The sequence below is a fragment of the Pseudomonas imrae genome (genome assembly GCF_046352735.2).
GTDB classification, from domain to species: Bacteria; Pseudomonadota; Gammaproteobacteria; order Pseudomonadales; family Pseudomonadaceae; genus Aquipseudomonas; species Aquipseudomonas imrae.
Genome location: NZ_CP110853.2, coordinates 495,224 through 517,802, shown reverse-complemented (window position 1 = coordinate 517,802; position 22,579 = coordinate 495,224). Strand labels below are relative to the sequence as shown.

Genomic DNA, 22,579 nt, shown 5'->3' with positions numbered 1-22,579 from the left:
TCAGCGAACCTCGACCACAGAGCCCTGCAACCGCTGCAAGGCGTCTGTCACAGGCTGTGGCAACAACTGCCGCAGGCAGTTGTAATGGCCAAAGCGACAGGTGCGATCAAAGCATGGGCTGCAATCCAGGCCCAGGCGCACTACTTCAACCTTGTCGGCCAACGGCGGGGTGAAGCCGGGTGACGTCGAGCCGTACACCGCCACCAGCGGGCGATTCAGCGCCGCCGCAACGTGCATCAGGCCAGAGTCGTTGGATACCACCGAATCAGCGCAGGACAACAGGTCGATCGCCTCGGCCAGCGACGTGTCGCCACTGAGGTTGACGGCCTCTTCACGCAAACCGGGGATCAAACGCTGTCGAATGTCTTCACCCACTGAATGATCGTTTTTCGAACCGAACAGCCAGACTTGCCAGCCCTCGCGGATCTTCAACTCGGCGACCTTGGCGTAATGCTCCGACGGCCAGCGCTTGGACTCGCCGAACTCGGCGCCCGGGCATAGCGCCAATACCGGCCGATCGAGGGTCAAGCCGAACTTGGCCAGCGCTGCATCACGGGTGAGCGCGTCGATTTGCAGGCTTGGACGCGGGTACGGTGTCGGCAACTCGGCGCTCGGCGCGTAAGCCAGGGCCATGAAGCGTTCAATCATCAGTGGGTAACGCGCCTTGTCGAGCTTGCGCACGTCGTTGAGCAGGCCATAGCGAAACTCGCCGCGCCAGCCGGTACGTTTGGGGATGCCGGCAAAAAACGGCACCAGCGCCGATTTCATCGAGTTGGGTAGCAGGATCGCTTGGTCGTACTGGCCCGCCAGGGACTTGCCGATGCGTCGACGGGTCGCCAGTTCCAGGGCGCCATGGCCGAGCGGAAAGCTCAAGGCCTGGCGCACTTGGGGCATGCGCTCCAGGATCGGCCGGCTCCACTCGGGGGCGAGCACGTCGATCTGGCAGTCGGGATGACGTTGTTTCAGGCACTGAAACAGTGTCTGCGCCATCACCATGTCACCGACCCAACTGGGCCCAACGATCAGAATATTCATGTAGTTTCCACAAACGATGCGGGGAGGCTCATGCCTCCCCGCATCGATAATTACGGTGGATCGCGCCTTTTGTGGGAGCGGGCTTGCTCGCGATGGCATCACCCCGGTCTGGAGAGACCGCAGCACCTGCATCGCGAGCAAGCCCGCTGCTACATAAAGCCGATTTCCACATTAGATTGGCGTCGCTCAATTAATCGAACTTCAGCTTAACCCCAGCTCATGCCAGATTCGCTTCACTTGGCGCCGTTCGTCCGCGAACTGGTCACCGGTAACCACCCCAGCCTCGTTTTGCAAGGCCTGACGATGGGCCGCCGAGCGGTAGGCCTTATACACTTCACGCAACAGGTGGGCATCGGCGGCGGGCATCAGCCCGACCTGCTCCAGACCTTCCAGGATGCGGATATTGTCGGTGTAGCGCAGCAACGTCGGATGTTGTGCAGACCACGCCAAAGCCGCGTATTGCACCATAAATTCAATATCGACGATACCTCCGGCGTCCTGCTTGAGGTCGAACGAAGCGGTGGGCTCGAAGGCATTCGCCGCCGTACCGGCCGCTGTGGCCTTGGTCCCCAGGTTGTCACGCATCTTGGTGCGCATCTCGCTGACTTCCTGGCGCAGCTTCGCCAGGTCTTGCGCACGCCCCAGCACCCGCGCTCGTACTTCTTCAAATGCGCGGCCGACATCCTGGCTGCCCACCAGCACCCGCGCCCGTACGAGGGCCTGATGTTCCCAGGTCCAGGCCTCATTCTCCTGATAACGCGCAAACGCCCCCAGGGAACTGACCAAAAGCCCCGACGCGCCAGAGGGTCGCAGGCGCATGTCTACTTCATACAACTGCCCGGAGTTGGTCTGGGTGGTCAGCAGATGGATGATCCGCTGCCCCAGCCGGGTGAAAAATTGTGCCCCGTCAATGGGCTTGGCGCCGTCGGTTTCCGCGTGCGGATCACCGTCATGGATAAACACCAGGTCCAGATCCGAACCATGCCCCAATTCAATGCCGCCGACTTTCCCATAACCGACAATGATGAACCCGGGATCGCACAAGGTACCGTCCATGCGCAACGGCGAGCCATGGCGGGCCACAGTGTGGCGCCAGGCCAGGGCCAGCACTTGCTCGAGAATGGCTTCGGCAAGCCAGGTCAGGTAGTCACTGACCTTCATCAGCGGCAGGCTGCCGGCAATTTCCGAGGCAGCTACGCGCAAGCGATGAGCCAGCTTGAAGTGGCGCAGGGCTTCCATCTGCTGCTCAAGATCGTCTTCGGGAATCCGCGTCAGGCGCTCACGCAACTCGGCCGCCAGTTCCGGTGCAAGGGGCGGCTTGAATAGACGACCTTCGTTGAGCAACTCGTCCAGCAGCAGCGGAAAGCGGGTGATCTGTTCAGCAATCCATGGACTGGCAGCGCACAGGGTCAACAGTCGACGCAAGGCGTCGGGGTTTTCCGTCAACAGCACCAGATACGCGGAACGTCGGGCAACTGCCTCCACCAACGGCAGCACCCGCTCCAGCACCAGATCCGGGTTGGCGTGTTCGACCGCCTGGGCCAGCAAACGCGGGATAAAGGCATCCAGACGCTCACGACCAAGGCGCTGCATCGCCCGCAATTGCGGGCTGCCACGCAGGCTGGCCAAGGCTTTCAAGGCTTTGGGCGCATCAGCGAAACCACCGTCCTGCAGTTGCCGGCAAGCCGCTTCCTCGTCCTGGGATTCTTCCCATAACGGCAACCATTCACCACCCACCACCAACTCGCTTTCCTCACCCTCCTCTTCATCAGGATCGGCAATCACCTGGCGGAAGTGCCAGTCGACCCGCCCGCGCCAGTACATCAACTGTTCGTGGAACGCGGTCCAGCCCGTAAAGCCCATCATGAAGGCGATCCGCGCCTGATCCTCGGCACCGTCGGGGAGCATTTGGGTCTGGCGGTCGGCGATGGCCTGGATTGCGTGTTCCGTGTACCGCAAGAATTCGTAGCCACTGCGTAACTCGGTAACCACCGCCGGCGGCAGGTAGCCCTGGCCTTCCAGTGTCCCGAGCACTTTTAACAGCGGACGCTGCTGCAAACTGAGGTCGCGCCCGCCGTGGATCAGTTGAAACGCCTGGGCGATAAACTCGACCTCGCGAATGCCACCAGAACCGAGCTTGATGTTGTCGGCCATCCCCTTGCGGCGCACTTCCTGCTGGATCAACTGCTTCATGGTACGCAGCGCTTCAATCGCAGAAAAATCCAGGTAGCGCCGGTAGACAAAAGGTCGCAGCAGGTCGAGCAGTTGCGCGCCGGCCACTTGATCGCCGGCCACGACCCGGGCCTTGATCATGGCGTAGCGCTCCCAATCGCGCCCCTGATCCTGATAGTACTGCTCCAGTGCATTGAAGCTGAGCACCAGCGCCCCCGCCGAACCGTATGGCCGCAGGCGCATGTCGACACGGAACACGAAACCGTCGACGGTCATCGGATCCAGGGCCTTGATCAGCCGCTGGCCCAGGCGGATGAAAAATTCCTGGTTATCCAGGGCACGCTTGACGCCCACGGTCTCACCGCCTTCGGGATAGGCGAAGATCAAGTCGATATCAGACGACAGGTTCAGTTCCACCGCACCCAGCTTGCCCATGCCCAGGATGACCATGTGTTGCGGCTCGCCGCTGCGGCGCCCGGTGGGCGTGCCAAATTGCACACAATGGCGCTGGTACAGCCATTGATAGGCCTGATCGATACTGGCATCGGCCATGTCCGACAAATCACGGCAGGTCTGCACCAGGTCTGCCTGTCGGGTCAGGTCGCGCCAGATGATGCGTACCTGCTGACGGGTACGCTGGCGACGCAGATTGCGTCCCAGCTCATCTTCTGTGTCAGCCTGCTGCACTGCTGCGGCAATCTGCCCGCACAGCTCACCGGGCGCAAAACCTCGATCCAACTCACCACCGGCCACCAGCTCAAGCAACATCAAAGGGTCACGAAGGCTCTGTTCAATGACAAAGTCACTGGCCGCGCATACCCGGGCAAAGTCGGCCCAGCGTTGCGGCGTCCAGGTGGGCAGGCCGTGATCGTCAGCCAATTGCGCGACAGCATCGCGAAACGAATCCTCGGCCCGACTGGCAAAGGGTTGCAGAATGACCGGCAGTTCAACCAACATTGGAAGGGTCATGGTCTATCCTTAATCGGCGCGTAAATGGCCTGCGGTTGTGAACGCCAGAACCACGCACGGTGAAGGACTGTCGAACAAAAGTTAGAAATAGCTGAAAATAGATGAAATTTGGCAGGCGACATTAAACTTCTACCTTTTCTTGTTCGCAAAAGATCAACAATAACGATTATGCTCACCAGCCGGACCGGGCAACCACCTCGGTCTTGTGTAGTTTTACTACTCGTATATACATTCGAAAGGCTGAAATGGTCGACGATTTGTAGTAAAACTACAGGACGCCGGAGCAACCTCCGGTCATCCAAGAATTTATGTCGTCTGCCCACAAGGCCAGTCGCAAACTTCAGGCAACCGATTCTGGTAGCCTTTCCGCCCTGGAGCAAGCCATGCAAGACCTCGATCCCGTCGAAACCCAGGAATGGCTGGACGCCCTGGAATCGGTTCTCGACAAAGAAGGCGAAGACCGTGCTCACTACCTGATGACCCGTATGGGCGAACTCGCGACCCGCAGCGGCTCGCAACTGCCCTACGCCATCACCACGCCATACCGCAACACCATCCCAGTTACCCACGAAGCACGCATGCCTGGCGACCTGTTCATGGAACGCCGCATTCGCTCGCTGGTACGCTGGAACGCGATGGCAATGGTAATGCGCACGAACTTGAAAGATTCTGACCTGGGCGGTCACATCTCCAGCTTCGCTTCCAGCGCAACCCTGTATGACATCGGCTTCAACTACTTCTTCCAGGCACCGACCGATGAACACGGCGGCGACCTGATCTACTTCCAGGGCCACACCTCCCCAGGCGTTTACGCCCGTGCGTTCATGGAAGGCCGCATCTCTGAAGACCAGATGAACAACTTCCGCCAGGAAGTCGACGGTGGCGGCCTGTCGTCGTACCCGCACCCTTGGCTGATGCCTGACTTCTGGCAGTTCCCGACCGTATCCATGGGTCTGGGCCCGATCCAGGCGATCTACCAGGCACGTTTCATGAAGTACCTGGAAGCCCGTGGCTTCATCCCCGAAGGCAAGCAGAAGGTCTGGTGTTTCCTGGGCGACGGCGAGTGCGACGAGCCGGAATCCCTGGGCGCCATCTCCCTGGCCGGCCGCGAGAAGCTGGACAACCTGATCTTCGTCATCAACTGCAACCTGCAGCGCCTCGACGGCCCGGTTCGCGGCAACGGCAAGATCATCCAGGAACTCGAAGGCGTGTTCCGCGGTGCCCAGTGGAACGTAACCAAAGTCATCTGGGGCCGTTTCTGGGACCCACTGCTGGCCAAGGACGTCGACGGTATCCTGCAACGCCGCATGGACGAAGTCATCGACGGCGAGTACCAGAACTACAAGGCCAAAGACGGCGCGTTCGTGCGTGAACACTTCTTCAACACGCCTGAACTCAAGGCGATGGTTGCCGACCTGTCCGACGACGAGATCTGGAAACTCAACCGTGGCGGCCACGACCCGTACAAGGTCTACGCGGCGTACCACGAAGCGGTCAACCACAAAGAACAACCAACCGTCATCCTGGCCAAGACCATCAAGGGTTATGGCACCGGTGCCGGCGAAGCGAAAAACACTGCGCACAACACCAAGAAAGTCGATGTCGACAGCCTGAAGTTGTTCCGTGATCGCTTCGACATCCCGGTCAAGGATGAAGAGCTGGAAAACCTGCCATTCTTCAAGCCTGAGCCAAACAGCGCCGAAGCCCGCTACCTCAGCGAGCGTCGCACTGCACTGGGCGGCTTCGTGCCACAGCGCCGCGCCAAAAGCTTCAACATCCCGACGCCGCCACTCGATACCCTCAAGGCAATCCTGGACGGCTCCGGCGACCGTGAAATCTCCACCACCATGGCCTTCGTGCGGATCCTCGCGCAGTTGGTCAAGGACAAGGAAATCGGCCCGCGCATCGTCCCGATCATCCCGGACGAAGCCCGTACCTTCGGTATGGAAGGCATGTTCCGCCAGTTGGGCATCTACTCCTCCGTCGGCCAGCTCTACGAGCCAGTCGATAAAGACCAGGTGATGTTCTACAAGGAAGACAAGAAGGGCCAGATCCTCGAAGAAGGCATCAACGAAGCGGGCGCCATGAGCTCCTTCATCGCTGCCGGTACTTCGTACTCCAGCCACAACCAGCCGATGCTGCCGTTCTACATCTTCTACTCGATGTTCGGCTTCCAGCGTATCGGCGACCTGGCCTGGGCTGCCGGTGACAGCCGTACCCGTGGCTTCCTGATCGGCGGCACCGCCGGTCGTACCACGCTGAACGGCGAAGGCCTGCAACACGAAGACGGTCACAGCCACATCCTGGCTGCCACCATCCCGAACTGCCGCACCTTTGATCCAACCTACGGCTACGAGCTGGCGGTGATCATCCAGGACGGCATGAAGAAGATGACCGAAGAGCAACAGGACGTTTTCTACTACATCACCGTGATGAACGAGTCCTACCAGCAGCCAGCCATGCCGGCCGGCGTGGAAGAGGGCATCATCAAGGGCATGTACCTGCTCGAGGAAGACACCAAGGAAGCGGCGCACCACGTGCAACTGATGGGCTCCGGCACCATCCTGCGTGAAGTACGTGAGGCGGCGAAGATCCTGCGTGAAGAGTTCAACGTCGGCGCTGACGTGTGGAGCGTTACCAGCTTCAACGAACTGCGTCGCGATGGCCTGGCGGTAGAGCGCAACAACCGCCTGCACCCAGGTCAGAAGCCTGCACTGAGCTACGTCGAGGAGTGCCTGACTGGCCGTAAAGGTCCGGTCATCGCATCCACTGACTACATGAAACTGTTTGCTGAACAAATTCGCCAGTGGGTCCCGTCCAAGGAATTCAAAGTCCTGGGCACCGACGGTTTCGGCCGCAGTGACAGCCGCAAGAAGCTGCGTCACTTCTTCGAAGTCGACCGTCACTTTGTGGTGTTGGCAGCCCTGGAAGCCTTGGCTGACCGTGGTGAGATCGAACCCAAGGTGGTGGCTGACGCTATCGTCAAGTTCGGGATCAACCCGGAAAAACGCAACCCACTGGACTGCTGAGGAGATTTTTTGTGAGCGAACTCATTCGCGTACCTGACATCGGCAGCGGTGAAGGTGAAGTAATCGAACTGTTTGTGAAGGTCGGCGACAAAGTCGAAGCCGACCAGAGCATCCTGACCCTGGAGTCGGACAAGGCGAGCATGGAAATTCCTGCTCCCAAGGCCGGCGTGGTCAAGAGCCTGAAAGTGAAGCTGGGCGATCGCCTGAAAGAAGGCGACGAACTGCTGGAGCTGGAAATCGAAGGTGCCGCTGACGCGGCCCCTGCGCCAGCCGCTGCTGCTCCTGCGGCTGCCCCGGCTACCGCTGAAAAGCCTGCCGCTGCTGCCGAGGCCCCAGCGGCCCCGGCTACAGCTCCGGCCGCAGCCACTGTCCAGGACATTCACGTTCCGGACATCGGCTCGTCGGGCAAGGCCAAGATCATCGAGCTGCTGGTCAAGGTCGGCGACACCGTCGAAGCCGACCAGTCGCTGATCACCCTGGAGTCCGACAAGGCCTCCATGGAGATTCCATCGCCGGCTGCCGGCGTGGTTGAAAGCATCGCGGTCAAGCTCGAAGACGAAGTCGGCACTGGCGACTTTATCCTCAAGCTGAAAGTCCAAGGCGCTGCGCCTGCTGCTGCACCGGCTCCAGCCGCTGCTGCCCCGGCCGCCAAGGCTGAAGCCGCTCCTGCCGCCGCCCCTGCGCCTGCTGCCAAAGCCGAGGCCGCTCCGGCACCGGCTGCCGCACCTGCGCCAAGCGGTGCCAAGGTGCATGCCGGCCCTGCGGTGCGCCAATTGGCCCGTGAGTTTGGCGTTGAGCTGAACGCAGTATCGGCCAGCGGTCCTCACGGTCGCGTGCTCAAGGAAGACGTACAGGCTTACGTCAAATCCATGATGCAGAAAGCCAAGGAAGCTCCGGCTGCCGGCGCTGCCACCGGTGGTGCTGGCATTCCGCCGATCCCGGTCGTGGACTTCAGCCGCTTCGGCGAAACCGAAGAAGTGCCGATGACCCGCCTGATGCAAATCGGCGCGTCGAGCCTGCACCGCAGCTGGCTGAACATCCCGCACGTGACCCAGTTCGACCAGGCCGATATTACTGACCTGGAAGCATTCCGCGTTGCGCAGAAAGCCGTCGCCGAGAAAGCCGGTGTCAAGCTGACCGTTCTGCCACTGCTGCTCAAGGCGTGCGCGCACCTGCTCAAGGAGCTGCCGGACTTCAACAGTTCGCTGGCGCCAAGCGGCAAGGCGATCATTCGCAAGAAATACGTGCACATCGGCTTCGCCGTCGATACGCCGGACGGCCTGCTGGTGCCGGTGATCAAGAACGTTGATCAGAAGAGCCTGCTGCAGCTGGCGGCCGAGGCGGCTGCGCTGGCTGCCAAGGCCCGTGACAAGAAGCTGACCGCGGACGACATGCAAGGTGCCTGCTTCACCATCTCCAGCCTCGGGCACATTGGCGGCACTGGCTTCACGCCAATCGTCAACGCGCCGGAAGTGGCGATCCTTGGTGTTTCCAAGGCCACTATCCAGCCTGTGTGGGACGGTAAAGCGTTCCAACCCAAGCTGATGCTGCCGCTGTCATTGTCCTACGATCACCGTGTGATCAACGGCGCTGCTGCCGCGCGCTTCACCCAGCGTCTGAGCAGCCTGCTGAACGACATCCGCACTATCTTGCTGTAACACTTCGAGAGGCCTCCTTTTCACCGAGGAGGCCTGCTCGTAGCGATTTTCGAGCGCCACGCTCGTACCTCAACCCCGTCAATTTGGCGGGGCTTTTTTTTGCCTGTTTCTCAAGCGCCCATCCTGAATAGCCTGCTCCTGCAACCATCTGCCAAACCGATTGCAGAAAACCACTTCGCGGCCGATATAGCACCTATAGCACTTAGCCTTTATCCTCACTTGTCAGTCTGGGCTGCATGATGCAACCTTGCCGCAGACAGCAATAAAGAGGGCGAAAGCCCAGCGCAGTGCGCATTTTCCAAGCGAGTTCCCCATGAAAAGCCAACCCGATGTCGCCCGAACGGCGTCCGAGGTCGTGACGCAGCTACCGGTGCCTTCGCGCCTCGGTATGCTGCGTTTCGAGCGGCTGAATGAGGCAAGCTGGGCACTGCTGTATCTTGATCCCAACTGTGAGCGCCAGTTCGGCTTGCCTGCGGTAGAGCTGTGCTCACTGCTCGGCTCGCCGTATGCAAGTTTGATGGAGCCCCAGGCCCGCTACCAATTGCACGACACCATCCAACAGCAATTGAGCGCCAGCCCTCATTACCAAGTGCGCTATACCCTGCACACCCATGACGGCCCGCTTAACGTGCTGGAACTGGGGGAAGCCTACAGACAGCACAATCGCCACCTGTTGCGCGGCTATCTGATGGTGGTGGACGGCCTGTCGAGCAGCTCGGCGCAGATGCCTGCAATAGACCTCGAAGACCAGAACAGTCGCCTGCAAATTGCCCTGGAGCTGAACCAGCGCGCCCAGAAAGAGCAGTTGCAACACTTGGAGCGGGTGCGCGCCCAACAGGAACTGATCCTGCTCTTGGCCCGGCAACGCTACAGCAGCGGTAACTCCCTGCAGGAAGCCGCCGAACTGATCACCCGCAGCGCCTGCGACATCTACCAGATCGACTGCGCCAGCATCTGGAACCTGGAAGGCCAGCGCCTGATTCCCATCTCGGCCTACCAGCGCGCCAAGCAACGCCACCACCTGCCCCAGCCTATCGATGCCAGCGGCTTTCCCGATTACCTGGAAGCCCTGCACACCAGCCGGGCCATCGACGCCACCAACGCAATGCGTGATCCGCGCACCCGTGAGATGGTCGAAAGCCTGCGTCCCATGGATATTCACGCCATGCTCGACGCGAGCATCCGCATCGATGGCCAAGTGGTTGGCGTGCTGTGCCTGGAACAAAGTGCAGGCACCCGGGAATGGCTGTCGGATGAGATTGCCTTTGCCGGTGAGCTGGCGGACCAGTTTGCCCAGGTCATCAACAACCACAACCGCCGCGCCGCCACCAGCGCCCTGCACCTGTTCCAACGGGCAGTGGAGCAAAGTGCCAACGCCTTTCTACTGGTCAATTGCGACGGCGTGGTGGAATACGTCAACCCCAGCTTCACGGCCATCACCCAGTACAGCACCGAAGAGGTTCACGGCCACCGACTGGCGCAACTGCCAGCCCTGGAGAACCTCAGCGAGCTGCTGTTCGACGCACCGTCAAGCCTGGCCAAGAGCAACAGCTGGCAAGGTGAATTCAAGAGCCGGCGCAAAAACCTCGAACCTTACTGGGGCCAATTGTCGATATCCAAAGTGTATGGCGACAACCGCGAGCTCACGCATTACATCGGTATCTACGAAGACATCACCCAGACCAAGCTGGCCCAGCAGCGTATCGAACGTCTGGCCTACACCGACAACTTGACCAACCTGGGCAACCGCCCGGCATTTATCCGCAACCTCGACGAGCGCTTTGCCCGGGACAGCGATACCCCTATCAGCCTGCTGTTGGTGGATATCGACAATTTCAAACGGATCAATGACAGCCTTGGTCATCAGACCGGCGACAAACTGTTGATCAGCCTGGCGCGTCGCTTGCGCAACAGTCTCAGCGCCGGAGGCAGCCTGGCACGATTTGCCAGCAATGAATTCGCGGTATTGCTGGACGACACAGACCTTGAGGCCGGGCAGCAAATGGCCATCCAATTGCTGACGACCCTCGACAAGCCCATGTTCGTCGATAACCAGTTGATCAGCGTCACCGGCTCCGTGGGCCTGGCCTGCGCACCGCTGCACGGACGCGACCCCCAGACCCTGATGCGCAACGCCGGCCTGGCGCTGCACAAGGCCAAGGCCAACGGTAAACATCAGGTACAAATATTTACCGAGGCCCTGAATGCAGAGGCCAGCTACAAGCTGTTCGTCGAAAACAACCTGCGCCGCGCCCTCACCCAGAACGAGCTGGACGTGTTCTACCAGCCCAAGCTGTGCCTGCGCAGCGGACGCTTGCTGGGCATGGAAGCGCTGTTGCGCTGGAACCACCCGGAAAAGGGCATGATCCGCCCGGACCAGTTCATCAGCGTCGCAGAAGAAACTGGCCTGATCATCCCCATCGGCAAATGGGTCGCACGGCAGGCCTGTCGCATGAGCAAACAGTTGAGCGCCGCCGGCCTGGGCGATCTTCAGGTGGCGATCAATCTGTCGCCCAAGCAGTTTTCCGACCCTGATCTGGTCGCGTCCATCGGCACCATCCTAAGGGAAGAACAGTTGCCGGCCAGCCTGTTGGAACTGGAACTGACCGAGGGCCTGTTGCTGGAAGCCACCGAAGACACGCGGCTACAGCTGGACCAACTGAAAAGTCTCGGCCTGACCCTGGCCATGGATGATTTCGGCACCGGTTACTCATCCTTGAGTTACCTGAAGAAATTCCCCATCGACATCATCAAGATCGATCGAAGTTTTATCCATGAAATCCCGGACAACCAGGACGACATGGAAATCACCTCGGCAGTGATCGCCATGGCCCATAACCTCAAGCTCAAGGTCGTCGCCGAAGGCATCGAGACCGCCGCACAACTGGCGTTCCTGCGCCGCCATCGCTGTGACGTCGGCCAGGGTTACCTGTTCGACCGCCCGATCCCCGGCGCCGAACTGCTGAACAAGCTCAAACGCTATCCGCGCGGGCCAATCGCCTGACATAGCTGTAACACTCGGGCACACTGGCGGTCTGACTACTTACCTTACTCAATCTGACTGAGAGGACTGATCATGGTCTTGCGCTCGGAAATTCTGGTGAACAAAAACGTGCTTCCTACTCAAGAACAAGCTTTGCCTGGCCGCGAAACTCCGATGACGCTGCCCGAAACGCACTTCGTCAATGGCAACCCGCTGCTCGGCCCTTTCACCGACGACGTCGGCTTTGCGATCTTCGGCCTGGGCTGCTTTTGGGGCGCGGAACGCAAATTCTGGCAGCGCGACGGCGTGGTCAGCACCGTGGTCGGTTACGCCGGCGGCTACACGCCGAACCCGACCTATGAAGAAGTCTGCTCGGGCCTGACCGGCCATAGCGAAGTGGTGCTGGTGGTGTATGACCAGGCCAAAATCAAGTATGAAGACCTGCTGAAGATGTTTTGGGAACTGCACAACCCGACCCAAGGCATGCGCCAGGGCAACGACATCGGCAGCCAGTATCGCTCGGTGATCTATGCCACCACGCCTGAGCAATTGGCGGCGGCCAACGCCAGTGCCGAGGCTTATCAGCAAGAGCTGACCAAGGCCGGCCTGGGCGAGATCACCACGCAGATCGATGAAGCACCGACCGTTTACTTCGCCGAGGCGTATCACCAGCAGTACCTGGCGAAGAACCCGCAAGGCTACTGCGGTATCGGCGGCACTGGCGTGACCTGCCCGATCTAAAGGCCAGCGCAATTCAAAATGTGGGAGCGGGCTTGCTCGCCCCCACATTTGTTCTGTAACCGCTTGAGATCTGGTTATTCAGCAATCAGCCAATCCATCTGCCACCCGCCCTGGGTCTGGCCAAGTTGCTTGGACAGCCACGGCAGCAGCTCACGCAACTCCTCTTCCAGACCCCACGGCGGATTGGCAATCGCCAGGCCTGAGCCGTTCAGGCTATTGGGGGTGTCCAGCGGGTGCACCAGCAACTCCACGCGCAACAACTTCGGCGCCCCGGTGCCGGCCAGGTCCTGGTAGAAGCGGCGCAACATGCGCTGGTCCTTGACCGGGTACCAGATCGCCGCAACGGTCTGGCGCATACGACCCACGGCTTCCTTGAGCGACGCGGCGCAGCGCTGCATTTCGTCGAGTTTCTCGAAAGGTGGATCAATCAGCATCAAGGCACGCTTTTCCGGCACCGGCAGCAGCGCCCGTGGTACGTGCCAACCCTCGCCCAAGTGAACCTTGACCCTTCGGTCGCCCTTCATGTTGTCCTTGAGCAACACGCCGTCTTCCGGGTGTTTTTCATTGAGCAAAACACGGTCCTGCGGACGAGTCAGGCGCCGTGCCAGCTCTGGCGAGCCAGGGTAATAGCGCAACTGGCCATCGGGGTTCATCTCGTGCAGCACCCGCATGTAATCAGCGGTCAGCGCCGGCAGGTCGGCCTCGCCCCACAAACGGGCGATCCCCTCCAGGTATTCGCCGGTACGGTTGGCCTGGTCACCCTGCAGGTCATACAGGCCAATCCCGGCATGGGTGTCGAGGTAGGCGAACGGCTGTTCCTTACGCGACATCAGGGCGATGAGGCGGGTCAAGACCAGGTGTTTGAAGACATCGGCGTGGTTGCCGGCGTGAAAGGCGTGACGATAATTCATGGTTGCTCCTGCGCAGGAGGCGAAGTTTACCTTTTACACGGGTAAAGGTGCAGGGCTGGATGCCCGGCGGTGTTTATCCGGTAAACACCTCAGCGCCCTACATCCCAGCGTCTGAATCTTCTTCGAGTGGTCGCTAATCACACGCAAAAAAAAAGGCCCGCCATCCTTAGGACGCGGGCCTCTTTTTCAATTCGACAGGCGCTCAGCGCCCAGCGAATTACTTGTTGAGATTGTAGTCTTTTTCCGCTGCGTCAAAACGCTCGACCATACCGGCAGTCGGCGCGCCCAGCTTGCTCACGAAGTAGATCGCAAGGCTGGCGAACAGGAAGCCTGGAATAATCTCGTACAGGCCCAGCAGCTCGAACTGCTTCCATACGATCACGGTGATCGCGCCGACCAGGATACCGGCCAGTGCGCCGTTACGGGTCATGCCTTTCCACAGTACCGAGATCAGCACCACTGGACCGAAGGCCGCACCGAAACCAGCCCATGCATAACTCACCAGGCCCAGTACGCGGTTTTCCGGGTTCGCAGCCATGGCGATGGCGATCAACGCAACCACCAGCACCATGATCCGGCCGACCCATACCAACTCAAGCTGGGAAGCACCCTTGCGCAGGAAAGCCTTGTAGAAGTCTTCGGTCAGGGCGCTGGAGCACACCAGCAACTGGCAGCTCAAGGTACTCATCACTGCAGCCAGGATGGCCGACAACAACACACCGGCAACCCATGGATTGAAGAGGATCTTAGCCAGCTCGATGAACACCCGCTCTGGGTTTTCGGTCACGGGGCCTGCCACTTCCGGGTGCGCCGAGAAGTAGGCGATACCAAAGAAGCCGACGGCTACGGTACCGGCCAGGCACAGGATCATCCAGGCCATGGAAATGCGGCGAGCCTTGGCAATCGACTTCACCGAATCCGCCGCCATGAAACGCGCGAGGATATGCGGCTGGCCGAAGTAACCCAGACCCCAGCCCATCAGCGAGATAATGCCGATGAAAGTGGTGTTTTTCAGCATATCGAAACTGGTCGGGTCCTTTGCCTCAATGGCCAGGAACGTAGTGTCGACACCGCCGGTAGCCAGCAGCACGATGATTGGCGTCAGGATCAGCGCGAAGATCATCAGTGTGGCCTGTACAGTATCTGTCCAGCTTACCGCCAGGAAACCACCGATAAAGGTGTAGGCGATCGTAGCGGCAGCGCCGGCCCACAAGGCCGTCTCGTAGGACATGCCGAATGTGCTTTCAAACAGTCGGGCGCCGGCAACGATGCCGGAAGCGCAGTAAATGGTGAAGAACACCAGGATCACCACCGCCGAGATAATCCGCAACAAGCCGCTCTTATCCTCGAAACGGCTGGAGAAGTAATCCGGCAGCGTCAGGGCGTCGCCGTTGTGTTCGGTCTGCACTCGCAGGCGACCGGCAACGAACAGCCAGTTCAGGTACGCACCGACGATCAGGCCGATGGCGATCCAGCTCTCCGAGAGACCCGACATGTAGATGGCACCCGGCAGGCCCATCAACAACCAGCCGCTCATATCCGAGGCGCCAGCCGATAGTGCGGTGACGACGCTGCCGAGGCTGCGACCACCGAGAATGTAATCGGAAAGGTTATTGGTGGAGCGATAGGCCATGAGACCGATCAGCACCATTGCCGCGATGTAGATCACAAATGTGATCAGGGTTGGATTACTTACGCTCATTGAGTTACGCCCTGGCTTTGTTTTTATGTAGCGGCGGTCTGTCAGCCCGCCTACAAGAGAGTAGCTTGTAGACGAAGCCGCGTGCCGCGCATTTATGACTGACGTTTCCCCAGGAAAGCCATCAGCCGATGAACCCTACCTTGCAGGTGGTTGCACCTTAGGCGCGAATGCTATTCAACAAAGCAAATAAGGTGCAACCAGTTTCGAGAGAATTAGTTGCACCCAGGTGTGTTTTTCGGCAAACGGCCTGTTTTTGCTCCTTTTCGGAGCAAAAACCACCGAACTCAGAAGTAAATGCACCGATCGGCAGCCGTTTCTGTCGAGCGAAATAGTTTTCCTGACGAACTGCGCGCATTTCCAGAAGAAAATGGGTTGCACCCGGTTGCACCTCTTCCGACGCGAAGCTAATCTTGCCGCCAGCTGATGCCACGCAGTAGTGGCACCCATGAGGATAAAAATATGGCTACGACCACCCTTGGGGTCAAACTCGATGACCCGACCCGCGAACGCCTCAAGGCGGCCGCGACCTCCATTGATCGCACGCCGCACTGGCTGATCAAGCAGGCGATTTTCAATTACCTGGAGAAACTCGAGGGTGGCGCAACCTTGACCGAGCTCAATGGCTCGGGCAGCAAGGATGCCGATGACGCTGGCGAGGCGCAGGCCGACCACGCCCACCAGTGCTTCCTGGAATTCGCCGAAAGCATTCTGCCGCAATCGGTACTGCGAGCTTCGATCACCGCCGCTTACCGCCGTCCCGAGCCGGAAGTGGTGCCGATGCTGATCGAACAGGCACGCTTGCCGGCACAAATGGCCGAAGCCACCAACAAGCTGGCCGCCTCGATTGCCGAGAAACTGCGCAATCAGAAGAGCGCCGGCGGCCGTGCAGGTATTGTTCAAGGCCTGCTGCAGGAATTTTCCCTATCGTCCCAGGAAGGCGTGGCGCTGATGTGCCTGGCCGAAGCACTGCTGCGTATCCCGGACAAAGGCACCCGTGACGCATTGATCCGCGACAAGATCAGCACCGGCAACTGGCACCCGCACTTGGGCAACAGCCCGTCGCTGTTCGTCAACGCCGCCACCTGGGGCCTGTTGCTGACCGGCAAGCTGGTGTCGACCCATAACGAAGCCGGCCTGACCTCGTCCCTGAGCCGCATTATCGGCAAGAGCGGCGAACCGATGATCCGCAAGGGCGTCGACATGGCCATGCGCCTGATGGGTGAACAGTTCGTCACTGGCGAAACCATCGCCGAAGCCCTGGCCAACGCCAGCAAGTTTGAAGCCAAGGGTTTCCGTTACTCCTACGACATGCTCGGTGAGGCAGCCCTTACCGAACACGACGCCCAGAAATATCTCGCGTCCTACGAGCAAGCCATCCACTCCATCGGCAAGGCTTCCCACGGTCGCGGCATTTATGAAGGCCCGGGCATCTCCATCAAGCTCTCCGCCCTGCACCCGCGCTACAGCCGCGCCCAGTACGAGCGCGTGATGGACGAGCTGTATCCGCGCCTGCTGTCTCTGACCCTGTTGGCCAAGCAATACGACATCGGCCTGAATATCGATGCCGAAGAAGCCGACCGCCTGGAGCTGTCCCTGGACCTGCTGGAACGCCTGTGCTTCGAGCCGCAACTGACCGGCTGGAACGGCATCGGTTTCGTGATTCAGGCGTACCAGAAGCGCTGCCCGTATGTGATCGACTACGTGATCGACCTGGCACGCCGCAGCCGTCATCGCCTGATGATCCGCCTGGTAAAAGGCGCCTACTGGGACAGCGAAATCAAACGCGCCCAGGTCGAAGGCCTGGAAGGCTACCCGGTGTACACCCGCAAGGTGTACACCGACGTTTCCTACATTGCCTGCGCACGCAAGTTACTGTCGGTTCCGGAAGTTATCTACCCGCAGTTCGCTACGCACAACGCCCATACCCTGTCGGCCATTTATCACATTGCAGGCCAGAACTATTACCCAGGCCAGTACGAGTTCCAATGCCTGCACGGCATGGGTGAACCTTTGTATGAACAGGTCGTGGGCAAGGTTTCCGAAGGCAAGCTGAACCGTCCGTGCCGCGTGTACGCTCCGGTTGGCACCCACGAAACACTGTTGGCCTACCTGGTGCGTCGCCTGCTGGAAAACGGCGCCAACACCTCGTTCGTCAACCGCATCGCCGACCAATCCATCTCGATCCAGGAATTGGTGGCCGATCCAGTGGCCAGCATCGAGCAGATGGCCACGCTGGAAGGTGGCTTCGGCCTGCCACACCCGCGTATCCCGCTGCCGCGCGACCTGTATGGCAACGAACGCGCCAACTCGGCCGGCATCGACATGGCCAACGAACACCGCCTGGCGTCGCTGTCCTGCGCCCTGCTGGCAACAGCCCACAACAACTGGAAAGCCGCACCGATGCTCGGCTGCGAATCCAGCGATGAAGTGGCATCGCCAGTGCTGAACCCCTCGGACCACCGTGATGTGGTGGGCCACGTCCAGGAAGCGACCGTTGTCGATGTCGACAATGCGATCCAGTGCGCGCTCAACGCCGCACCGATCTGGCAGGCCACCCCGCCCGCCGAGCGCGCCGCGATCCTGGAACGTGCCGCCGACCTGATGGAAGGCGAGATCCAGCCGCTGATGGGCCTGTTGGCCCGCGAAGCCGGCAAGACCTTTGCCAACGCCATCGCAGAAGTGCGCGAAGCCGTGGATTTCCTGCGTTATTACGCAGTGCAGGCCCGTAACGACTTCACTAACGATGCCCACCGCCCTCTGGGGCCGGTCGTCTGCATCAGCCCGTGGAACTTCCCGCTGGCAATTTTCAGCGGCCAAGTGGCTGCAGCGTTGGCTGCGGGTAACCCGGTGCTGGCCAAGCCTGCCGAACAAACTCCACTGGTGGCCGCGCAAGCTGTGCGTCTGCTGCTCGAAGCCGGCATTCCGCAAGGCGTGCTGCAACTGCTGCCGGGCCAGGGCGAAAGCGTCGGTGCTCGCCTGGTGGGGGATGAGCGCGTCAAGGGCGTGATGTTCACCGGTTCCACCGAAGTCGCGCGCCTGCTGCAACGCAACATTGCAGGCCGCCTGGATGCACACGGTCGCCCGATCCCGCTGATCGCTGAAACCGGCGGCCAGAACGCAATGATCGTCGATTCGTCGGCGCTCACCGAACAAGTGGTGATCGACGTCGTTTCTTCGGCCTTCGACAGCGCCGGTCAACGTTGCTCGGCCCTGCGCGTACTGTGTCTGCAGGAAGATTCTGCTGATCGCGTCATCGAAATGCTCAAGGGTGCGATGGCTGAGTGCCGCCTCGGCAACCCGGAACGCTTGTCCGTAGATATCGGCCCGGTGATCGACGCCGAAGCCAAGGCAGGTATCGAGAAACACATCCAGGGCATGCGCGACAAAGGCCGCAGCGTGTACCAGGTGGCGATTGCCGACAGCGAAGAAATCAAGCGCGGCACCTTCGTGATGCCAACCCTGATCGAGCTGGAAAGCTTCGACGAGCTGCAACGCGAGATCTTCGGTCCGGTACTGCACGTCGTGCGCTACAAGCGCAAGGAAATCGACCAGTTGATCGGCCAGATCAACGCTTCCGGCTATGGCCTGACCCTGGGCGTACACACTCGTATCGACGAAACCATCGCCAAGGTGATCGACAACGTCAATGCCGGCAACGTCTACGTCAACCGCAACATCGTCGGGGCAGTGGTCGGCGTGCAGCCATTCGGCGGCGAAGGCTTGTCGGGCACTGGCCCGAAAGCCGGCGGCCCGCTGTACCTGTATCGCCTGCTGTCGACACGTCCTACCGATGCGATCGAGCAATCCTTCGTGCGTGGCGACGCCCTGGCTACGCCGGATGTGCGCCTGCGGGACGCGATGAGCCAGCCGCTGACCGCCCTGAAAACCTGGGCAGACAGCAACCAGTTCAGCGACCTGAGCGCCCTGTGCGTGCAGTTCGCCGCGCAATCGCAAAGCGGCATCACCCGCCAGCTGGCCGGCCCGACCGGTGAGCGCAACAGCTACGCCATTCTGCCTCGCGAGCATGTGCTGTGCCTGGCGGAGGTCGAAGGCGACCTGCTGACGCAACTGGCGGCGGTATTGGCTGTCGGTGGTTCGGCGGTATGGCCGGAAACCGAGCAGACCAAGGCTTTGTTCCCACGCCTGCCGAAGGAAATCCAGGCGAAGATCAAGCGTGTGGCCGACTGGAGCAAGGACGAGGTAGTGTTCGACGCCGTCCTGCACCACGGTGACTCCGACCAACTGCGTGCGGTGTGCCAGCAAGTAGCCCAGCGTGGCGGGGCGATTGTTGGGGTTCACGGTTTGTCTTCCGGCGAAACCGGCATTGCCCTGGAACGCTTGGTGATCGAGCGTGCATTGAGCGTGAACACCGCTGCAGCGGGCGGTAACGCCAGCCTGATGACGATCGGTTAACTGCAGCGACAAGCTGCAAGCTGCAAGTGGAAGCGGACCGCTCTTACTTACGGCTTGTAGCTTGCAGCTTGTGCCGCCCCATCACCCCCATCTATCTTCCTTTCCCATTTTTATTAGCCCTCCTAGACTGCGGCACACTCCTTTACAGGTAAGCCGCCATGTCCGAGACGCTGCTCAGTTCCCGCAATCTGGCTTTCGAGCTGTATGAAGTCCTCGATGCCGAAGGCCTGACCCAGCGCGAGCGGTTTGCCGAGCACAACCGCGAAACCTTCGATGCTGCCATCAGCACTGCCCGCAGCATTGCCGAGAAGTACTTCGCCCCGCACAACCGCAAGGGTGACGAGAACGAACCGCGCTTCGAGAATGGTCAGGCTGTTCTGATTCCCGAAGTGAAACCGGCCGTCGATGCCTTCCTGGAAGCTGGTTTCCTGAATGCCGCTCGCAGCTTCGAAGCCGGTGGCATGCAATTGCCGACCCTGCTGTCCCAAGCCTGTTTCGCACACTTCCAGGCAGCCAATGCCGCCTCGACGTCCTACCCGTTCCTGACGATGGGCGCCGCCAACCTGATCGAAAGCTTCGGCAGCGAAGAGCAAAAACTACGTTTCCTGCAACCGATGATCGAGGGCCGATTCTTCGGCACCATGGCCTTGACCGAACCCCATGCCGGCTCGTCGCTGTCGGATATTCGCACCCGCGCGGAACCCGCGGCCGACGGGACCTATCGTCTCAAGGGCAACAAGATTTTCATTTCCGGCGGCGATCATCCATTGTCGGAAAACATTGTGCATATGGTGCTGGCCAAGCTGCCGGACGCACCCGCCGGGGTGAAGGGTATTTCGCTGTTTATCGTGCCCAAATTCCTGGTCAACGACGATGGCAGCCTCGGCAAGCGCAACGATGTGCTGCTGGCCGGGCTATTCCACAAGATGGGCTGGCGCGGCACTACTTCAACCGCGCTGAATTTCGGCGATAACGGTGAATGCGTCGGCTACCTGGTGGGAAAACCCCATCAGGGCCTGGCCTGCATGTTCCAAATGATGAACGAAGCGCGGATTGGCGTCGGCATGGGTGCGGTGATGCTCGGCTATGCCGGTTACCTCTACTCCCTGGCATACGCCCGGGAACGCCCGCAAGGCCGTCTGCCGGACAGCAAAGACCCGAATACCGCGCCGGTGTCGATCATCCAGCACGCAGACATCAAGCGCATGCTACTGACGCAGAAAGCCTATGTAGAAGGCGCCTTCGACCTGGGCCTGTACGCCGCGCGACTGTTCGACGACACCACCACCCTCGACACCGAAACGGAACGCAAACAGGCCCACGAGCTTCTGGACCTGCTGACGCCGATCGTCAAATCCTGGCCCTCGCAGTTTTGCCTGAAAGCCAACGAGCTGGCGATCCAGATCCTCGGCGGCCACGGTTATACCCGCGAATACCCGGTGGAGCAGTACTACCGCGACAACCGTTTGAACCCGATCCATGAAGGCACCCATGGCATTCAGTCCCTGGATTTGCTGGGGCGCAAGCTCGCACAGAACGGCGGCGCGGGCCTCAAGCAACTGATTCGCCTGATCGCCGAGACCGGCGCGCAAGCACAGGAATATCCATCGCTCAGCGCGTTACGCGAACCATTGGAGCAGCTAGTGGCACGCTTGCAAAGCGTCACTCTCGGGCTCTTGAGCGACCTGGCACAAGGCAAGGTCAACAGCAGCCTGGCCAACTCGGCGCTGTACCTGAAAGTGTTTGGGCATACGGTGATCGGCTGGCGCTGGCTGGAGCAGGCCATTCGCGCCGAAGAAGGGCTGGCCAGGGGCAAAGCTGGCGATATCCCTTTCTATAAGGGCAAGCTCCAGGCCGCCCGGTACTTCCTGACCTGGGAAATACCGGGCTGCCATCATGAACTGATGATTCTCGAGACACGGGATGATACGTGCCTGGGGATGCAGGATGAGTGGTTCTAATCGGTTAAATCGCGTGAGCTAATGAACTAATGTTCTAAGCACCTGTGATTTCTAACAGTTACCAAAGAGATTTCTCACTGGGTAGGCTGCAGGTGATGACAGCGAGCTCGACGCTGACTTCCACACCACTGACCTACTGCTACCCAATTAGAGGAATCGTGATGAAAACGCCGAAAATTGTTCTCGTCGATAAGAATGGTGGCCCTTCCATCGCACAGGATATAACGCTAGATGAGTACCTAATCTATGCCAATCCCGGCGATCAGCTCGACATTTTGGGAGATATTGCGACGATCTTGTACAAGGTCTTCAGTTATGAAGCCAACAACCAATACTCGATCAAAATCGTGTACGAGAAAAAAGCCTGACGCGCGCGCTGACAACGCTGCGCACCAGAGTACTTTTGATTATGGGTGCCCAATCGCCTTGGCAATCACCTCGACCGTGGCGCTGACTTGCTCTTGGTAACGGTCGAGTTCCTGCTGGTGTCGCTGCTGCATTTCAATCTGTTCGGCGCATAGGTTCAGTGCCGCCAGCACCAGTAGTTTGTCGCCGATCAATGTCGGATACTTTTTCTTGGTGATGGCCAGAGACGCCTTGAGCATCGTCACGGCACTCATCAGGGTGTTGTCTTCCCCTTGCGGCGCCTTGATCGAGTAATCCTCACCGAGAATCGAAACGACCTTTATCCCCTCGGTGCCTTGATTCATGCGCTGACAGGACCTGCGCTCACGCGCTCAACCAACGCCTGAATACGCGCCGCAGTGGCGCCCTGCTTTTCTTCGTGCTCCATGAGGCTCAGTTGCAAGCTGTCGTTCTCATCCTTGGCAAGGGCCAGTTCCGACTTGAGGGACTCATTTGCGCCCAGCAATTGCTGATTCTGCTGTACCAGGTCATTGACCAGTTGTTCCAGTTGACTGAGGGATGTTTCTAACATTTTGATTTCTCTGGGGTTTTCAAAGGGCGGTGACGATAAAGAAAATTCACCTTGGAAGCCAGGGATAT

The 22,579-nt window shown here is 59.9% G+C and carries 14 protein-coding genes; 7 read left to right on the top strand and 7 right to left on the bottom strand.

What is annotated here, in order from left to right:
- Nucleotides 1-1,035: a lipopolysaccharide heptosyltransferase II gene (waaF, locus tag OQ460_RS02305; protein ID WP_410020311.1), complete on the bottom strand. Its 1,035-nt coding sequence runs from the start codon at nucleotides 1,033-1,035 to the stop codon at nucleotides 1-3.
- Between the two features lie 201 nt (nucleotides 1,036-1,236).
- Nucleotides 1,237-4,176 (bottom strand): bifunctional [glutamate--ammonia ligase]-adenylyl-L-tyrosine phosphorylase/[glutamate--ammonia-ligase] adenylyltransferase, encoded by a 2,940-nt coding sequence (gene glnE / locus OQ460_RS02300; RefSeq protein WP_410020310.1) that lies wholly within the window; start codon nucleotides 4,174-4,176, stop codon nucleotides 1,237-1,239.
- A 383-nt stretch (nucleotides 4,177-4,559) separates the two neighbouring features.
- Here glnE and aceE point away from each other — a divergent pair, with 383 nt between their 5' ends.
- The 4 genes from aceE to msrA all read left to right on the top strand — a co-directional run bounded on the left by aceE (nucleotide 4,560) and on the right by msrA (nucleotide 12,587).
- Complete coding sequence (gene aceE, locus OQ460_RS02295) at nucleotides 4,560-7,205, top strand: pyruvate dehydrogenase (acetyl-transferring), homodimeric type (RefSeq protein WP_410020309.1); 2,646 nt, start codon at nucleotides 4,560-4,562, stop codon at nucleotides 7,203-7,205.
- 11 nt (nucleotides 7,206-7,216) lie between these two features.
- Nucleotides 7,217-8,863, top strand: a complete 1,647-nt coding sequence (gene aceF / locus OQ460_RS02290) for a dihydrolipoyllysine-residue acetyltransferase (RefSeq protein WP_410020308.1) — start codon at nucleotides 7,217-7,219, stop codon at nucleotides 8,861-8,863.
- A 313-nt stretch (nucleotides 8,864-9,176) separates the two neighbouring features.
- Nucleotides 9,177-11,867: a putative bifunctional diguanylate cyclase/phosphodiesterase gene (locus OQ460_RS02285; RefSeq protein WP_410020307.1), complete on the top strand. Its 2,691-nt coding sequence runs from the start codon at nucleotides 9,177-9,179 to the stop codon at nucleotides 11,865-11,867.
- 72 nt (nucleotides 11,868-11,939) lie between these two features.
- On the top strand, nucleotides 11,940-12,587 hold the full coding sequence (gene msrA / locus OQ460_RS02280; protein WP_410020306.1) for a peptide-methionine (S)-S-oxide reductase MsrA: 648 nt from the start codon (nucleotides 11,940-11,942) through the stop codon (nucleotides 12,585-12,587).
- A 74-nt stretch (nucleotides 12,588-12,661) separates the two neighbouring features.
- Here the strand turns inward: msrA and OQ460_RS02275 are convergent, their stop codons facing one another.
- The 3 genes from OQ460_RS02275 to OQ460_RS02265 form a co-directional block, all read right to left on the bottom strand.
- Entirely contained in the window at nucleotides 12,662-13,498 is an 837-nt protein-coding gene (locus OQ460_RS02275) for a 23S rRNA (adenine(2030)-N(6))-methyltransferase RlmJ (RefSeq protein WP_410020305.1), read from the bottom strand.
- 217 nt (nucleotides 13,499-13,715) lie between these two features.
- Nucleotides 13,716-15,200, bottom strand: a complete 1,485-nt coding sequence (gene putP, locus OQ460_RS02270; protein WP_410020304.1) for a sodium/proline symporter PutP — start codon at nucleotides 15,198-15,200, stop codon at nucleotides 13,716-13,718.
- A gap of 157 nt (nucleotides 15,201-15,357) precedes the next feature.
- Nucleotides 15,358-15,630 (bottom strand): hypothetical protein, encoded by a 273-nt coding sequence (locus OQ460_RS02265; protein WP_410020303.1) that lies wholly within the window; start codon nucleotides 15,628-15,630, stop codon nucleotides 15,358-15,360.
- 29 nt (nucleotides 15,631-15,659) lie between these two features.
- Between OQ460_RS02265 and putA the strand changes: the two genes are divergently transcribed.
- From putA to OQ460_RS02250, 3 genes are all read left to right on the top strand, one after another.
- On the top strand, nucleotides 15,660-19,613 hold the full coding sequence (gene putA, locus OQ460_RS02260) for a trifunctional transcriptional regulator/proline dehydrogenase/L-glutamate gamma-semialdehyde dehydrogenase (protein WP_410020302.1): 3,954 nt from the start codon (nucleotides 15,660-15,662) through the stop codon (nucleotides 19,611-19,613).
- A 158-nt stretch (nucleotides 19,614-19,771) separates the two neighbouring features.
- Nucleotides 19,772-21,574 (top strand): acyl-CoA dehydrogenase, encoded by a 1,803-nt coding sequence (locus tag OQ460_RS02255; RefSeq protein WP_410020301.1) that lies wholly within the window; start codon nucleotides 19,772-19,774, stop codon nucleotides 21,572-21,574.
- A 161-nt stretch (nucleotides 21,575-21,735) separates the two neighbouring features.
- The gene (locus OQ460_RS02250; protein WP_410020300.1) at nucleotides 21,736-21,942 is read left to right on the top strand and encodes a hypothetical protein; all 207 of its coding nucleotides are present in this window, start codon (nucleotides 21,736-21,738) and stop codon (nucleotides 21,940-21,942) included.
- Between the two features lie 39 nt (nucleotides 21,943-21,981).
- On the opposite strand, the gene OQ460_RS02245 is transcribed toward OQ460_RS02250, so the two are convergent.
- A complete protein-coding gene (locus OQ460_RS02245; protein WP_410020299.1) occupies nucleotides 21,982-22,284 on the bottom strand; it encodes a cell division protein ZapA in 303 nt (100 codons plus the stop codon).
- On the bottom strand, nucleotides 22,281-22,511 hold the full coding sequence (locus OQ460_RS02240) for a hypothetical protein (RefSeq protein WP_339533303.1): 231 nt from the start codon (nucleotides 22,509-22,511) through the stop codon (nucleotides 22,281-22,283). Before OQ460_RS02240 ends, OQ460_RS02245 begins: the two co-directional genes overlap by 4 nt.
- Nucleotides 22,512-22,579: the final 68 nt, after the last annotated feature.

What these genes read in the sequence shown, in the direction of transcription:
- msrA (WP_410020306.1), top strand. Translation starts at nt 11,940, where the DNA reads ATGGTCTTGCGCTCGGAAATTCTGGTGAACAAAAACGTGCTTCCTACT.
- OQ460_RS02245 (WP_410020299.1), bottom strand. Translation starts at nt 22,284, where the DNA reads ATGAATCAAGGCACCGAGGGGATAAAGGTCGTTTCGATTCTCGGTGAG.
- OQ460_RS02255 (WP_410020301.1), top strand. Translation starts at nt 19,772, where the DNA reads ATGTCCGAGACGCTGCTCAGTTCCCGCAATCTGGCTTTCGAGCTGTAT.
- waaF (WP_410020311.1), bottom strand. Translation starts at nt 1,035, where the DNA reads ATGAATATTCTGATCGTTGGGCCCAGTTGGGTCGGTGACATGGTGATG.
- putP (WP_410020304.1), bottom strand. Translation starts at nt 15,200, where the DNA reads ATGAGCGTAAGTAATCCAACCCTGATCACATTTGTGATCTACATCGCG.
- OQ460_RS02250 (WP_410020300.1), top strand. Translation starts at nt 21,736, where the DNA reads ATGAAAACGCCGAAAATTGTTCTCGTCGATAAGAATGGTGGCCCTTCC.
- glnE (WP_410020310.1), bottom strand. Translation starts at nt 4,176, where the DNA reads ATGACCCTTCCAATGTTGGTTGAACTGCCGGTCATTCTGCAACCCTTT.
- OQ460_RS02275 (WP_410020305.1), bottom strand. Translation starts at nt 13,498, where the DNA reads ATGAATTATCGTCACGCCTTTCACGCCGGCAACCACGCCGATGTCTTC.
- aceE (WP_410020309.1), top strand. Translation starts at nt 4,560, where the DNA reads ATGCAAGACCTCGATCCCGTCGAAACCCAGGAATGGCTGGACGCCCTG.
- putA (WP_410020302.1), top strand. Translation starts at nt 15,660, where the DNA reads ATGGCTACGACCACCCTTGGGGTCAAACTCGATGACCCGACCCGCGAA.
- OQ460_RS02285 (WP_410020307.1), top strand. Translation starts at nt 9,177, where the DNA reads ATGAAAAGCCAACCCGATGTCGCCCGAACGGCGTCCGAGGTCGTGACG.
- OQ460_RS02240 (WP_339533303.1), bottom strand. Translation starts at nt 22,511, where the DNA reads ATGTTAGAAACATCCCTCAGTCAACTGGAACAACTGGTCAATGACCTG.